Below are 14,513 nucleotides of genomic sequence, written 5' to 3'. Positions count from 1 at the left end.
ATCGGCGCCCCCGTGTCCACTGCCCGGACGTGACCCCGTGTGACGCGCGATCGCCGCGCCTTTCCGCAGGTCAGTGGTTTCGGATAGAAGAGCGGAATATCGCGTTCGGCACTCTTTGCCGCGCACTTCCAGGTCTCCCCGGTCGTCGGGGCGGACGTGCGGCGAGCTCCGCAGAAACGATTCTTCTTTTCGCGTGTCGCCCATCGGGGCAGAGAAGCGAATAAACCAGACTTACCACAGCAACCACGGCTAATGGCACCTGGCTCATCGGGGGTGAGTCCTATACATTGGCGTATTGGTAGAAACATCGAACACCGCTCGGGCAGATTATCCCATCCTGGGGGAATTGGAGGGGATACTTAGTGAACTTGGAGCGCCTTTGTTTCCCAAGCCGGTTGCTGGAGTTTTTGAAGTTTATGAATGGAGTTTAGACAGGGACGGCTTCGCCGTCGATGACGTCGCCCATGAGCTGGGATTCCGTCCTGCCGAGAGTGAGGAGATCGTCGCCAAGCTCCTGGAGCTCCAGCTCATTCAGCCGTCCCGGGACCGGGACGCCTGGTTCATTCCCACGGACCCGGGCATCGCCTCTTCGCAGCTCCTGAACCAGGGCGAGCTCGACCTGCTCGAACGCAAGCTGGCCGTGGGCCAGCTCAGAAACGACCTCGCGCGGCTCTCGCTGCTCTTCCGGTCGAGCAAGTTCGGTAGTCAATATACAAACTCGTTCGATATTGTGAAAGTCCCCGAGACGGTCCGACTGCTGCTCTCGGAGGCGGCCGCGAACAGTTCCCAGGAAGTCGTCTGCATGCAGCCCGGCAGCGGCTGGCCCGCCGACGACCTGGTCGAGTCGCAGAACAACGATTTTCAGGCGCTCAAGCGGGGGGTGCGTCTGCGAGTCCTCTACCAGCACGCCGCCAGGTTCGACACACCGACCCGCGAGCACGCGGGGAAGCTGATCGAGTCCGGCGCCGAGATACGGACGGCCGGCGCGCTGTTCGGCAAGATAGTCATCTTCGACCGCACCGCGGCGTACATACCGGCGAGCGGCGAGGACGGCGGTGCCGTCGTCATCCAGGAGCGCTCGCTCATCGACTTCCTCCACTCCTGTTTCGAGCACGTCTGGGCGACCGCGAAGGAGTTCGACACCCGGCGGGCGGAAATCGATGTCATCGGCGGTGACATGAAAAAGGAGATCGTCAAGATGTTGATCTCCGGCGCCAAGGACGAAGCCATCGCCCGGCGCCTCGGCGTATCCGTGCGCACCTGCCGCAAACACATCGGTCAGGTCATGCAGATGTTCGGCGCGACAAGCCGCTTCCAGTTCGGCTACCTCGTGAAGGAGGCGAACCTGGAGGAGGACGTGTAAAGCGCGACCCGAGGAAGCCGCACGGCGCCCGGCCTTACGCAACACAGCCGGACGCCGGGCGGCCGCGCGCTGCCCCGGGGCCTTGGCCCGCGCCCGCCGCGTCCGGTGGGCCGCCCTGCCCCGGGGCCGAGGTGTGCCCAGGTCGGGCGGGGGGTGGGGGAGGTTCCTCAAGTGGAAGTGCAGCTTGATGAGCGGGCTGTGGGGTGGAGCCGCCGTGCGTTATGTCAGACACTGTGGGCCGTTGCAACAGTGCAACCGCGGAGTTGTTCGCTGAACACCAAGGGGGCCGCGTCCATCTATTCATTCCTCGTTTCGCAGACCGGTCGGGGCAGTACATGTTGTGCCTCCGAAGTCATCGCGGCGGGGTAATCTGCGCATAGGGCGGTGCACACGAGTTTCGTGGCGCGCGACCCATGCGAATGTTTAATATTTCTTGGTTACTTCCTTTGGGTCGAGTATCGTAAAGTCCTCGGTGGCGAGGTCTTTATCGTCGGCGCCGCACATGCGGCTTGACCGGCCTGGCGATCCATTTTCGTGTTCGCATACATCAAGCGCGATTCTCTGAATTCGGCTATTTTCTTCCGGAAAATCCTTGTCGGACGTAAAGCTGAGGTGTGCTCAATGAGCGGGTCTGTCGTGTGTGGCGCCGGTCGGGGGCCGGGAAACCCCCCGGCCGCTCGGGAACGGACGGGTGTGGTCGGACGATGACCGGCAACGGGGGAGAGCAGCGGCTCGCGGTCTTCGGCGCGGGCGTGATGGGCATCGGCATCGCGACGCTGGCCGTCGGCCGCGGCGTACCGGTGACGCTCGTGGACGTGGACCAGGAGCGCCTGGGCACGGCACGGCGCCGGCTCCGCGACGAGCTGCGGCTCGCGCAGATGATGGGCGCCCTGCCGAGGAGCGGCCCCGCCGGTGAGCTGGAGCTCGCCGACTCCGTGGCCGCCGCGGCGGACGCGACCTGGGTGATCGAGGCGATCACCGAGGTCGCCGAGCTGAAGACCAAGGTGCACCGGGAGATCGCCGCCGCGGTCGCCCCCGGCACGCTGCGGGTCACCAACACCTCGTCCATCCCGGTCGACGAGCTCGCCGGCCAGGTTCCGGCCCCCGAGGACCTGGCCGGCATCCACTTCATGAACCCCCCGTACCTGATCGGGACCCTCGAGGTCGTGCGCGGCCCGCGCACGTCGGAGCGGACGATGACGGCCGTCCGGGAACTCCTGGCCGTCCTGGGCCGCAAGGGCATCGTGGTCGGCGACGGCCCCGGCTTCGTCACCAGCCGGGTCCTGCACCGCATGATCAACGACGCGGCGAACGTCGTCGAGGAGGGCCGGGCCACGGCCGAGGACGTCGACGCCCTGATGGAGGGCTGCCTCGGACACCCCACGGGCCCGCTGCGGACCGCCGACCTGATCGGCATCGACAACCTCGTCGACTCCCTGTGGGTGCTGCACGAGCGCACCGGGGACGAGGGCTGCCGCCCCAGCGAGCTGCTCCTGCGCAAGGTCGCCGAAGGCCACCACGGCCGCAAGACCGGGCGCGGCTTCTACGAGTACGAGGTCCGCTGATGGCCGGCCAGGTGGAGCTGGACGAGAGCGTCCTCGACTACGTGCGCTCGGTGTCCCTGCGCGACGACGAGATCCTGCGCGACCTCGTCAACGAGACGGCGTTCATGCCGTCCCTGAACGCCATGGTGACCATGCCCGAGGAAGGGCAGCTGCTCGCCCTCCTCGTCGGTCTGACCGGCGCCTCCCGGGTCCTGGAGGTCGGCACGTTCACCGGGTACAGCACGCTGTGCATGGCGCGGGCGCTGCCCGCCGGCGGGTCCATCGTCACCTGCGACATCAGCGCGCGCTGGACGAAGATCGCCCGGCGGTACTGGGAGCGCGCCGGGGTCGCCGACCGCATCGAACTGCGCCTCGGTGACGGCGCCGAATCCATGGCGGCGCTGCTCGCCGAGCACGGCCCCGAGACCTTCGACCTGGTCTTCATCGACGCCGACAAGACCGGCTACGCCCGCTACTACGAAGAGGCGCTGACCCATCTGCGGCCCGGCGGCCTCGTCGTGCTCGACAACACCCTCTACTTCGGGCGGGTCGCGGACCCCGAGGCGCACGACGCCGACACCGAGGCCATCCGCGAGCTCAACACCGCACTCCACGCCGACAGCCGGGTGGAGCTCTCGCTGCTCCCCATGGCCGACGGCATCACATTGGCACGCAAGAACAAGGCGCAGTGAGAAAGGGACTTCCCATGACGGACTCGACAACGGAACTGCCCGTCGCCGCCATCGAGCAGCAGATCGGCGCGTTCCTTGAGGCCAAGACCAAGCTGACCTGGGAGCCGGAGGTGGACCTGTTCGCCTCGGGCGCGGTCTCCTCGCTCTTCGCCATGGAACTCGTGGTGTTCGTGGAGAGCACCTTCGACGTCGAGGTCGAGGGCCCCGACCTCGCCCTGGACAACTTCCGCACCCTGCGGACCATGAGCGCGCTCGTGACCCGGCTGCGCGGCGGGGGCACCGGTGCTTGACGCCCTGACGGCGCTGGTGACCGAGACGGTCGGCGACGCCGCGAGCGAGTGGGACGTGACGGGCGAGATCCCGATCGGCGTGCTGCGCGGCCTCGGCGCCAAGGGTGTGCTGTGCGCCGAGGCGAAGCCGGAGTTCGGCGGGCTCGGCCTGTCCGGCCTGGACAACGCCGAACTCACCGCGCACACCGGGGCGCTGTGCAGCTCGCTGCGGTCGGTGATGACCTCGCAGGGCATGGCCGCGTGGACGCTCCAGCGGTTCGGTGACAAGGCCCAGCGCGCCGAGTACATCGGCCGCCTCACCGGCGGCGAGCTCGCCGCGGTGGCGTTCAGCGAGCCCGGCGCGGGCAGCGACCTCGCCGCGATGAGCACCGAGATCCGCCGCGACGGCGATGACATCGTCGTCAGCGGCACCAAGACGTGGATCACGGTCGCCGGGTACGCGGACCTGATCATCGTCTTCGGCCGCTACGAGGGCGGCGGAGCCGCCGCCGTGGTGCCCGCCACGGCCCCCGGGGTCCAGGTGACGCGGGTGCCCGAACCGCTGGGCTGCCGCGCGGCCGGACACGCCACCGTCCAGCTCGACGACGTACGGCTGCCCGCCGGGCAGCTGCTCGCCGTGGCGGGCCAGCCGGTCGTCATGCTGACCACCATCGCGCTCACCTACGGCCGGCTCTCGGTGGCCTGGGGGTGCGTCGGCATCCTGCGCGCCTGTCTCGCGGCCGTCGCCCGGCACGCCAAGACCCGCGAGCAGTTCGGCAAGCCCCTGCTCCAGCACCAGCTCGTCGCCCGGCACCTGGCCGAGCTGTACGCCGCCGAGCGGACGGCGACGCTCGCCTGCGAGCGGGCCAGCGCCGCCTGGGACGCCGGTTCGCCGGAGCAGGTGCCCGCCTCGGTCCTCGCCAAGCACGTCGCGGCCACGAACGCGGCCCGGGGCGCGGCCGCCGCGGTACAGGTGCTCGCCTCCGCGGGAGCGGCGGGCGGACACGTGGTGGAACGGGCCTTCCGGGACGCCAAGTTGATGGAAGTCATCGAGGGCAGCAACGAGATCTGCCAGCTCATACTCGCCGAGCACGCCGCCGCGGCGGCGGGCTGAACGGTCCCACGGAACGGGGGAGCGAACATGTCAGAAGCACCACCCATCGTGAAGTGCCTGGTCTGGGATCTCGACAACACCCTGTGGCAGGGCACACTCGTCGAGGACGGCCACGTCGAGGTCGACGACACCCTCCGCAAGGTCGTGGCGGAGCTCGACGCCCGGGGCGTCCTGCAGGCCGTGTCGAGCCGCAACGACCACGACGAGGCGTGGGCGAAGCTGGAGGAGCTCGGCCTCGCCGAGTACTTCGTCCTTCCGCACATCGGCTGGGGCCCCAAGTCGGAGTCCGTGCGCTCCATCGCCGAGCGCCTCAACTTCTCCCTGAAGACGATCGCGTTCATCGACGACCTGCCCACCGAGCGCGCCGAGGTCACCTACCACCTGCCCGAGGTGCGGTGCTACCCGGCCGAGCAGGCGGGCCAGCTGCTCGACCTGCCGGAGTTCAGCCCGGCGGTCGTCACCGTCGACGCGCGCAGGCGCCGCGAGATGTACCAGGCCGGGTTCCAGCGCGACCAGCAACGCGAGGAGTACCAGGGCGCCGACGAGGAGTTCCTGCGCTCGCTCGACCTGGTGATGCGGATCGGCAAGGCCAGGGACGAGGAGATCACCCGGGTCGAGGAACTGACCCTGCGGACCAGCCAGATGAACGCGACCGGCGTGCACTACTCGGACGCCGCGCTGCGCTCCCTGCTGTCCGACGCCGACCACGAGGTCCTCGTGGTCTCCATGGCCGACCGCTTCGGGCCGCACGGCGCGGTCGGGGTCATGCTGATCGAGAAGACGCCGGGCGCCTGGCGCATCAAGCTGCTCGCCACCTCGTGCCGGGTCGTGTCGTTCGGCGCGGGCGCGGTGCTGCTCCGGTGGCTCACCGACGCCGCCGCGCGCGCCGGGGTACACCTCGTCGCCGACTTCAGGCGTACGGAGCGCAACCGGATGATGGAGGTCGCCTACCGGTTCGCGGGGTTCGCCGCCGCCGAGTGCGCCTGCCTCGCCGCGTTCTCCGCGCCCGAGGGAACCGAGTGCCTGCATCTGGAGCCGGTCCGTCAGGACCCGCCGACCACCCTGCGCGTCCTCGCCCCCGAGCCGCTCGTCGGCGGGGCCGAGGCGGAGTGGCGGTAGGCGGGGACAGCACGCACGGCTCACGCTGAACACGCACGATCTACGGGGGATGTCTTGCAGTTCTTGGTACTTGGCCCGTTGCAACTGATGGACGAAGAGAAGCCGATCGCGCTCGGCGGCGACCGCCGCCGGGCGACGCTCGGCCTGCTGCTGCTCAACGCCAACCGGGAGGTGGCGACGAGCAAGCTCCTCGACGGGCTGTGGGGCACCGACGAGACGCCCGTGACGGCGCGGAAGGTCCTGCAGAACGCCGTGCGGGGCCTGCGCGTCACGTTCGCCGAGCACGCGCACGGCGACGCGCGGCCGCCCGCCCTGCTGACGTGCGCGCACGGCTACCGGCTCGACGTCGACCCCGAACAGGTCGACATGTTCCGCTTCCACCGCCTCGCCCGGGTGGGCCGCGCGGAGCTGGCGGCCGCCCGCCCCGGCGCCGCCGCGGCCACCCTGCGGGAGGCGCTCGCCCTGTGGCGCGGGCGGGCCCTCGCCGACCTCGTCGAGTCCGGGCACTCCTGGGCGGAGCTCACCGCCCTGGAGAACGCGCGGCTCGACGTCATGGAGGACTACTACGAGGCCGAGCTGGCGGGCGGCCGCCACCAGGCCGTCCTCAGCGACCTGGAGGCCATGGTCGAGGCCGAGCCGCTGCGGGAGCGGGCGTGCCACCAGCTGATGCTCGCGCTCTACCGCGGCGGCCGGCAGGCCGACGCCCTCGCCGCCTACCGGCGGGTGCGGGTGCGGCTCGCCGAGCAGTTCGGGCTCGAACCCGGGCGTGAGCTGCGCCTGTTGCAGCACGCGATCCTCGTGCACGACCCGGCCATCGCGGCGCCCGCGGTGCCCGCCCGACCGGTGGTGCTCTCCGGCCTCGGGCAGGAGACGGAGCCCCGCGAGCGCCCGGTCGCCCGGCCGGTCCAGCTCGTCCCCGCGCAGCGCTCCGTCGCCCGGAGCGGGGTGAGCACCGTCCTGATCCGCGCCGACTACGCCACCGGCGGCCGGGCCGGGGACGTCGGCCGGGCCCTGGAGCGCACCGCGCGGATCGTGCACGAGGAGGTGGGACGGCTCGGCGGCGTGGTCGCCGGGTCGACCGGCTCCGTCACCCTCGCCCTGTTCCGGGCCGCGACGCCGCGCGAGGAGGGCGCCGCACAGGCCGCCGAGCGCGCGGTGCGGGCCGCGATGGCGCTGCGGCAGCGGATCTGCTTCGACGTACCGGACGGCGAGCGGCCCGTGCTGCGCGTCGCGGTGGCGACCGGCGAGATGCGGGCGCGCCCGGGCGGGTCCGACCGGGAGCCACTGCCCGTCAACGGCGCGCTGCTCGTGGACAGCGAGTCCCTGCTCCAGGCCGCCGAGGACACGGAGATCGTGGTGTGCGGCCGTACCAGGAGACTCACCGGAGCGGCGATCGCGTACGGCCGGGAGGGCGGCACCCGGCCGCGCTGGGCGGTCAAGGGCCGCTACCGCGACTCCTTCGCCAGGGCGGAGGTCTTCGACCGCGAGCCCGAACTCGGCGTGCTCAACAGCCTCCTGGAGCGGGTCAGGCGCCGCTCGCGGCCGCATCTCGTCCTGGTCGTCGGCGGGCCGGGCATCGGGAAGTCGCCCCTGCTCGCGGCGTTCGAGCGGCGCGTGGAGAACGCGGCGACCGTGCGGCTCGGCCCCGCGGGGGCGGGCACGCCGAACGTGGCGAAGCTCGCCGAGCACGGTCCGCTGGTGGTGTTCGCCGACGATCTGCACCGGGCCGACACCGCGGTCCTGGAGTTCGTCGAGGAGCTCCTCGACGCGCCGCAGCCGCTGCCGGTGCTCGTGGTCGCCGCGGCCCGCTCCGAGCTGTTCCGCAGGCGCCCGGGGTGGGGCGCGGGGCAGCGGCACGCCAGCCGGATGACCCTCGAACCGGTGGCGGTCGAACCGCGCGTCGAGGCGCCCCGGGCACCCCGCCTGGTGAGGCTCTGCCATGTCGCCAGTTGAGAACGCGCCCGCCGGTTGGTTCCGGGGGCCAAATTCGCCGCCCGGTCCGGTGTTCTCGAACCCGGCTGCCCACCACCCCCGCAATGTTGACTGGCCGAGCTGAGTACCCCGGCCGGAGGAGTGACGAGACGATGGAGAACGAGGGCAGGCTGCGGAACTACCTCAAGCAGGCCGTCGGCGAGCTGCAGGACACGCGCGAGCGCCTGCAGGAGCTGGAGCGGGCGGCCAGCGAGCCGATCGCGATCGTCGGCATGGCCTGCCGCTACCCGGGCGGCGTCGTCTCGCCGGACGGCCTGTGGGACCTGGTGACCGAGGGCCGGGACGCCGTCGGGGCGTTCCCCGCCGACCGCGGCTGGGACGTCGAGGGGCGCTACGACCCGAACCCCGGCGTGCCGGGCACCTACTACGCCCGCGGGGGCGGATTCCTGTACGAGGCGGCCGAGTTCGACGCCGAGTTCTTCGGGATATCCCCCAGGGAAGCCCTCGCCATGGACCCCCAGCAGCGGCTGCTCCTGGAGACGTCGTGGGAGGCCCTGGAGCGCACCGGCGTCGACCCGCAGACGCTGCGGGGCAGCGACACCGGCGTGTTCGTGGGCCTCATGGGCCACGGCGGGCAGCGCTACGGACTCGGCGCGGAGGAGTCGGGGCAGGGCGGCGAGGGGTTCGGCGGGACCGGCAGCGCGGCCAGCGTCGCCTCCGGCCGGATCGCCTACCTCCTCGGCCTGGAGGGGCCCGCGCTCACCGTGGACACGGCGTGCTCGTCGTCGCTCGTGACGATGCACCTGGCCGCCCGCGCGCTGCGCGGCGGCGAGTGCTCGCTCGCCCTCGCGGGCGGGGCCGCGGTGATGGCGACCCTGGACACCTTCGTCGAGTTCAGCCGGCAGCGCGGCCTCGCCGAGGACGGCCGCTGCAAGGCGTTCTCGGCCGCCGCGGACGGCACGGGCTGGTCCGAGGGCGCGGGCATGGTCGTCCTGGAGCGGCTCTCCGACGCCCAGCGGCTCGGGCACCGGGTGCTCGCGGTGATCCGGGGCAGCGCGGTCAACTCCGACGGCGCCTCCAACGGCCTGACCGCGCCCAACGGCCCCTCCCAGCAGCGCGTCATCCGCCAGGCCCTCGCCGACGCGGGCCTCACCGCGGCCGACGTGGACGTCGTGGACGCGCACGGCACCGGCACCCGCCTCGGCGACCCGATCGAGGCGCAGGCCCTCCTCGCCACCTACGGCCAGGAGCGCCCCGCGGACCGGCCGCTGTGGCTGGGCTCCCTGAAGTCCAACATCGGCCACACCCAGGCGGCGGCCGGGGTCGGCGGCGTGATCAAGATGACCCAGGCGCTGCGCCACGGCGTGCTGCCGCGGACGCTGCACGCCGACGAGCCCTCGCCCGCCGTGGACTGGGAGTCGGGCGCGGTGGAGCTGCTCACCGAGGCGCGCGACTGGCCCGAGAACGACCGGCCGCGCCGGGCCGCGGTGTCGGCGTTCGGCATCAGCGGCACCAACGCCCACCTGATCATCGAGCAGGCACCGGAACCTTCGGCCGGGGCGGGACCGGAGGCCGGGGCGGAGACCCCGCGGCCTGCTGGCGCCGCCCTGCCGCTGCTCCTCTCCGCCTCCTCCCCGGCCGCGCTCGCGGCCAGGGCGCAGCAGCTGCACGCCCTCGCCCCGGCGGCCGCGGGCGGCCCCCTGGCCGTCGCGCTCGCCACCCGCGCGCCCCGGCTTCCCCAGCGCGCGGCCGTGACCGGCGACGACCCGGCGGCGGGCCTGCTGGCCCTCGCCGAGGGGCGGCCGTCGCGGGACGTCCTGACCGGGGTCGCGCGCCCGCGCGGCAAGACGGTGTTCGTCTTCCCCGGGCAGGGCTCGCAGTGGTCCGGCATGGCGCTCGACCTGTACCGCGACTCGGACGTCTTCCGCGCCCAACTGGACGCCTGCGCCGCCGCCTTGGAGCCGTACACCGACTGGAACCTCCTCGACGCGCTCGCCGGGCCCCTGGACCGCGTCGACGTCGTCCAGCCCGCCCTGTGGGCCGTGATGATCTCGGTCGCCGCGCTGTGGCGGCACCACGGCGTGACCCCCGACGCGGTCCTCGGCCACTCCCAGGGCGAGATCGCCGCCGCGTACGTCGCCGGGGCGCTGTCCCTGGAGGACTCCGCGGCCGTCGTCGCCCTGCGCAGCAAGGCCATCACCCGGCTCGCGGGCACCGGAGGCATGGCCTCCGTGCAGCTGGCGCAGGACGAGACGGAGCGGCGCATCGAGGCGTACGGCGGCTCCGTGGAGGTCGCCGCGGTCAACGGCCCCGGCAGCACGGTCGTTTCGGGCAGGCCCGAGGACCTGGCGGAGCTCGTCGCGTCCTGCGAGGCCGACGGCGTCCGCGCCCGCCTCGTCCCGGTGGACTACGCCTCGCACTCGGCCCACGTCGAGGCGCTGCGCGAGGAGATCCTCAGTGCGCTCTCCGGCATCACCCCCGGCCCGTCCCGGGTCCCGTTCCACTCCACCGTCACCAACGAGGCCGTGGCGGGACCCGAGCTCGACGCCGCGTACTGGTACGGCAATCTGCGCAGGACCGTCGGCTTCGCCCAGGGCACGCGCGCCCTGCTCGACCAGGGACACGCAGTGTTCGTCGAGGTCAGCGCGCACCCCGTCCTCGTGAACGCGATCGGCGAGACCGTCGAGGAGGCGGCGGCCGACGCGGTCGTCCTGGAGTCGCTGCGCCGCGACGACGGCGGGCGGGCCCGCTTCCACACCGCGCTCGCCAAGGCGTACGTCCACGGCGTCGAGGTCGACTGGCGGATCCCGCCCGGCGCCGCGACCGCCGCGGAGCTGCCCACCTACCCCTTCCAGCGCAGCCGCTACTGGCTGGAGGAGCCCGCGGCGGTCGGCGACACCTCGGCCCTCGGCCTGCGCAGGGCGGAGCACCCGCTGCTCGGCGCGGCCCTGCGCACGGCCGACGCGGACACGCTCGTCCTCACCGGACGGCTCTCCCGCGGCGCACAGCCCTGGCTGTCCGACCACGGGCTCGGCACGTCGGTGCTGCTGCCCGGCACGGCCCTGGTCGAACTGGCCCTGCACGCCGGGGACCAGGTCGGCTGCGGGCACCTCGCCGAGCTCACCCTGCACGCGCCGGTCGTCCTGGACGCCGACCTGGACCTCCAGGTCCTCATCGGCGCGGAGAGCGGTGACGGACGCCCGGTGAGCGTGCACACCACTTTGGCCGGGACGGACGACTGGATCCGCAACGCGACGGGCCGGCTGACCAACGAGAGCCACCCGGCCCCCGACGCCCTGACCGCCTGGCCGCCGCCGGGCGCCGCGGCCGTGCCCCTCGACGGGTTCTACGAGACCCTCGCCGAGCGCGGCTACGCCTACGGCCCCGCCTTCCAGGGCCTGCGCGCGGCCTGGCGGGACGGTGACGCGCTCTACGCCTCGGTGGCCCTGCCCGACGAGCAGGACGTCACCGGCTTCGGCCTGCACCCCGCGCTGCTCGACGCCTCGCTGCACGCGGCGGGCCTCTCCGGTGCCGACGGCGTCCGGGCCCCGTTCAGCTGGAGCGACGTGCGCCTGCACGCCACCGGCGCGCGGGCCGCCCGGGTCCGCCTCACCCCGGCGGGGCCCGACGCGGTCGCCGTACTCGTCACCGACGAGGCCGGGCAGGCCGTCGCCTCGGTGGGCGAGCTGGCCCTGCGGCCGGTGGACGTGGCCGCGCTCGGGCACCGGCGCGCGGACACCTCGGCGCTCTTCGCCCTGGACCTGGTGCCGGTCGACCTGCCGGAGCCGCCCGCCGAGCGGACCTGGATCGAGCTCGGCGCCGACGGCGGCGACCGCCCGGCCGCACCGGTGTCGGCGACGGCCGCCCTGTGGACCTGCCCCGAGGGCGAGGTCGAGGACGTCGTCGACCGGACGCTGCACGTCGTACGGGAGTGGCTCGCCGAGCCGCACCTCACCGACGTCCCGCTCGTCGTCCTCACCCGCGCCGACGACCTCGCCCACCGCGCGGTGACCGGGCTGCTCCGCACCGCGCGCGGCGAACACCCCGGCCGCCTGCGCCACATCGACATCGACGGCCACCCGCTGGCGCGGGCCGCCCTGCCCGCGGCGATGGCCGCGGACCACCCGGAGCTGGCCCTGCGCGGCGCGACCGCCGCCGTGCCCCGGCTCACCCGCGCGGCCGCGTCCCCGGCCCTGCCCGAACCGGCCGAGCGGCCCTGGCGCCTGGGCCTGACCTACCGCGGCGACCTCGACAGCCTGTCGCTCACGCCGTGCCCCGAGGTGCTGCGCCCGCTGGAGCCGGGTGAGGTGCGGGTCGCGGTGCGCGCGGGCGGCCTGAACTTCAAGGCCGTGCTCCTGGAACTCGGCATGGTGGCCCGCGACGAGTGGTCGTCGCTCGGCGAGGGCGCGGGCATCGTCCTGGAGGTCGGCGCCGACGTCACCGGGCTCACCGCGGGCGACCGGGTGATGGGCCTGTTCACCGGCGGCCTCGGCACGGTCACGGTCACCGACCGCAGGCTGGTCGTCCCGATGCCCGAGCGCCTGACGTTCGCCCAGGCCGCCGGGGTGCCGGTGGTGTACCTGACGGCGTACTACGGACTCGCGGACCTGGCCGGGCTCACGGCGGGCGAGTCGCTGCTCCTGCACGCGGCGACCGGCGGCATGGGCTTCGCCTCCCTCCAGCTCGCCCGGCACTGGGGCGCCGAGGTCTTCGGCACCGCCAGCTCCGGCAAGCGGGACGTGCTGCGGGCCTGGGGCTTCGACGACGACCACCTCGCCGACTCCCGCAGCCTCGGCTACGCCGAGCACTTCGCGAAGGCCACCGGCGGGCGCGGCGTGGACGTGGTGCTCAACTCCCTCGCGCACGAGCACGTCGAGGAGTCCCTCGCCCTGCTGCCGCGCGGCGGCCGGTTCGTGGAGATGGGCAAGACCGACATCCGCGACGCCGACGAGATCGCGGCGGCGCACCCCGGCGTGCGCTACCGGGCCTTCGACGTGATGGAGGCCGGGTTCGACCGCATCGCGGAGATGCTGGAGGAGATCCGCGTCCTGTTCGACGAGGGCGCGCTGCGGCCGATGCCGCTCACCACGTACCCCGTGCACCGCGCGCCGGAGGCCTTCCGGTACCTCAGCCAGGCCCGGCACGTCGGCAAGATCGTCCTCACCCTGCCCGCGCCGCTCGACCCCGACGGCACGGTCCTCGTGACCGGCGGCACCGGGGTGCTCGGCGGACTCGTCGCCCGGCACCTCGTCGCCGAACACGGCGTACGGCGGCTGCTGTTGACCAGCAGGCGCGGTCCGGCGGCCGACGGCGTGGACGCCCTGGTCGCGGACCTGCGGGCCGCGGGCGCCGAGGTGTCCGTGGTGGCGTGCGACGTGTCCGACCGGGAGTCCGTCGCCGGGCTCGTCCGCTCCGCGCACCGGCTCACCGGCGTGGTGCACGCGGCGGGCGTGCTGTCCGACGGGGTCCTTGAGGCCCTGACGCGGGAGGACCTCGACGCCGTGCTGCGCACGAAGGCCCGCTCGGCCCAGTACCTGCACGAGCTGACGCAGGACCACGACCTGGCCCTGTTCGCGCTGTTCTCCTCGGTCGCCGGGGTCCTCGGCAGCGCGGGCCAGGGCGGGTACGCCGCGGCCAACGCCTACCTCGACGGGCTCGTGGAGCACCGGCGCGGCCTCGGCCTGCCCGGCACGTCCATCGCGTGGGGCCTGTGGGCGCGGGAGAGCGCCATGACCGGCCATCTGAGCGAGGGCGACAAGGACCGCCTGGCCCGGATGGGCCTCGGCGCGATCGACGACGAGCAGGGGCTCGCCCTGTTCGACGCGGCGCTCGGGCTGCACCGCCCGCTCGCGGTGGCGGTGCCCGTCGACGTGGCCCGGCTGCGGGAGAGCGGACAGCCGGTGCCGGAGCTCCTTTCGGCCCTCGACCCGGCCGCGCGGGTCCGGCGGCGCGTCGTCGCGCGGGCCGCGGCCACCACCCAGGCGGACCGGCTCGTCGAGCTGCCCGAGCGGCAGCGCCGCAAGGAACTCCTGGAACTCGTACGGGAGTCCGCGGCGGTCGTCCTCGGCCACAGCACGGCCGAGTCGGTCGACGAGGACAGCGCGTTCAAGGACCTCGGGTTCGACTCGCTGACGGCGGTGGAGCTGCGCAACCGCCTCGGCACCGCCACGGCCCTGCGGCTGCCGCCGACGGTCGTGTTCGACCATCCGACCCCGGCCGGGCTCGCCGCGTTCCTGGACGGACTGCTCGTCCCCGCGCAGGAGACGACCGTCGGCTCGCTCGTGACGGAACTCGACCGGCTCGCCGTGGCCGACCTCGACGAGGACGAGCGGGACGTGCTCGCCAAGCGGCTCCAGGAGGTGCTGCGCCGCCTCGCGGCGCCGGCCGAGGCGGGCGGGGAGGAACGGGACTTCACCGAGGCCTCCGACGACGAAATCTTCGACTTCATCGACGGCGAACTCGACATCGCGTGATCTCGCC

General features: G+C 73.1%; 8 protein-coding genes. All 8 read left to right on the top strand.

Features of this window, described 5'->3' with window-relative positions; all coding sequences use genetic code 11:
* The first annotated feature begins 379 nt into the window (after positions 1–379).
* The 8 genes from C9F11_RS13845 (at position 380) to C9F11_RS13810 (ending at position 14,506) form a co-directional block, all read left to right on the top strand.
* The gene (locus C9F11_RS13845; protein WP_138959585.1) at positions 380–1,363 is read left to right on the top strand and encodes a LuxR C-terminal-related transcriptional regulator; all 984 of its coding nucleotides are present in this window, start codon (positions 380–382) and stop codon (positions 1,361–1,363) included.
* A 704-nt stretch (positions 1,364–2,067) separates the two neighbouring features.
* Positions 2,068–2,928 (top strand): 3-hydroxyacyl-CoA dehydrogenase family protein, encoded by an 861-nt coding sequence (locus C9F11_RS13840; protein ID WP_138959584.1) that lies wholly within the window; start codon positions 2,068–2,070, stop codon positions 2,926–2,928.
* The gene (locus C9F11_RS13835) at positions 2,928–3,599 is read left to right on the top strand and encodes a class I SAM-dependent methyltransferase (RefSeq protein ID WP_138959583.1); all 672 of its coding nucleotides are present in this window, start codon (positions 2,928–2,930) and stop codon (positions 3,597–3,599) included. The genes C9F11_RS13840 and C9F11_RS13835 overlap by 1 nt, the downstream gene beginning before the upstream one ends.
* A 14-nt stretch (positions 3,600–3,613) precedes the next feature.
* Positions 3,614–3,889 carry an acyl carrier protein gene (locus C9F11_RS13830; RefSeq protein ID WP_138959582.1) on the top strand — a complete coding sequence of 92 codons (276 nt, stop codon included), beginning with the start codon at positions 3,614–3,616 and terminating at the stop codon, positions 3,887–3,889.
* Positions 3,882–4,982 (top strand): acyl-CoA dehydrogenase family protein, encoded by a 1,101-nt coding sequence (locus C9F11_RS13825; protein WP_138959581.1) that lies wholly within the window; start codon positions 3,882–3,884, stop codon positions 4,980–4,982. The genes C9F11_RS13830 and C9F11_RS13825 overlap by 8 nt, the downstream gene beginning before the upstream one ends.
* Positions 4,983–5,009: 27 nt before the next feature.
* The gene (locus C9F11_RS13820; RefSeq protein ID WP_138959580.1) at positions 5,010–6,101 is read left to right on the top strand and encodes an HAD-IIIC family phosphatase; all 1,092 of its coding nucleotides are present in this window, start codon (positions 5,010–5,012) and stop codon (positions 6,099–6,101) included.
* A gap of 87 nt (positions 6,102–6,188) precedes the next feature.
* Positions 6,189–8,054, top strand: a complete 1,866-nt coding sequence (locus tag C9F11_RS48620; RefSeq protein ID WP_249401723.1) for a BTAD domain-containing putative transcriptional regulator — start codon at positions 6,189–6,191, stop codon at positions 8,052–8,054.
* Positions 8,055–8,185: 131 nt separating this feature from the next.
* Entirely contained in the window at positions 8,186–14,506 is a 6,321-nt protein-coding gene (locus C9F11_RS13810; protein WP_138959579.1) for a type I polyketide synthase, read from the top strand.
* Positions 14,507–14,513 lie beyond the last annotated feature (7 nt).

Source organism: Streptomyces sp. YIM 121038, from assembly GCF_006088715.1.
GTDB lineage: Bacteria > Actinomycetota > Actinomycetes > Streptomycetales > Streptomycetaceae > Streptomyces.
Note: the sequence above shows the minus strand (reverse complement) of the source record. Positions and strands in the feature narration are given on the sequence as shown.

Bases quoted from the DNA above. Each gene is read 5' to 3' on its own strand.
- C9F11_RS13840 (WP_138959584.1), top strand. From the start codon at position 2,068: ATGACCGGCAACGGGGGAGAGCAGCGGCTCGCGGTCTTCGGCGCGGGC.
- C9F11_RS13835 (WP_138959583.1), top strand. From the start codon at position 2,928: ATGGCCGGCCAGGTGGAGCTGGACGAGAGCGTCCTCGACTACGTGCGC.
- C9F11_RS13830 (WP_138959582.1), top strand. From the start codon at position 3,614: ATGACGGACTCGACAACGGAACTGCCCGTCGCCGCCATCGAGCAGCAG.
- C9F11_RS13820 (WP_138959580.1), top strand. From the start codon at position 5,010: ATGTCAGAAGCACCACCCATCGTGAAGTGCCTGGTCTGGGATCTCGAC.
- C9F11_RS48620 (WP_249401723.1), top strand. From the start codon at position 6,189: ATGGACGAAGAGAAGCCGATCGCGCTCGGCGGCGACCGCCGCCGGGCG.
- C9F11_RS13810 (WP_138959579.1), top strand. From the start codon at position 8,186: ATGGAGAACGAGGGCAGGCTGCGGAACTACCTCAAGCAGGCCGTCGGC.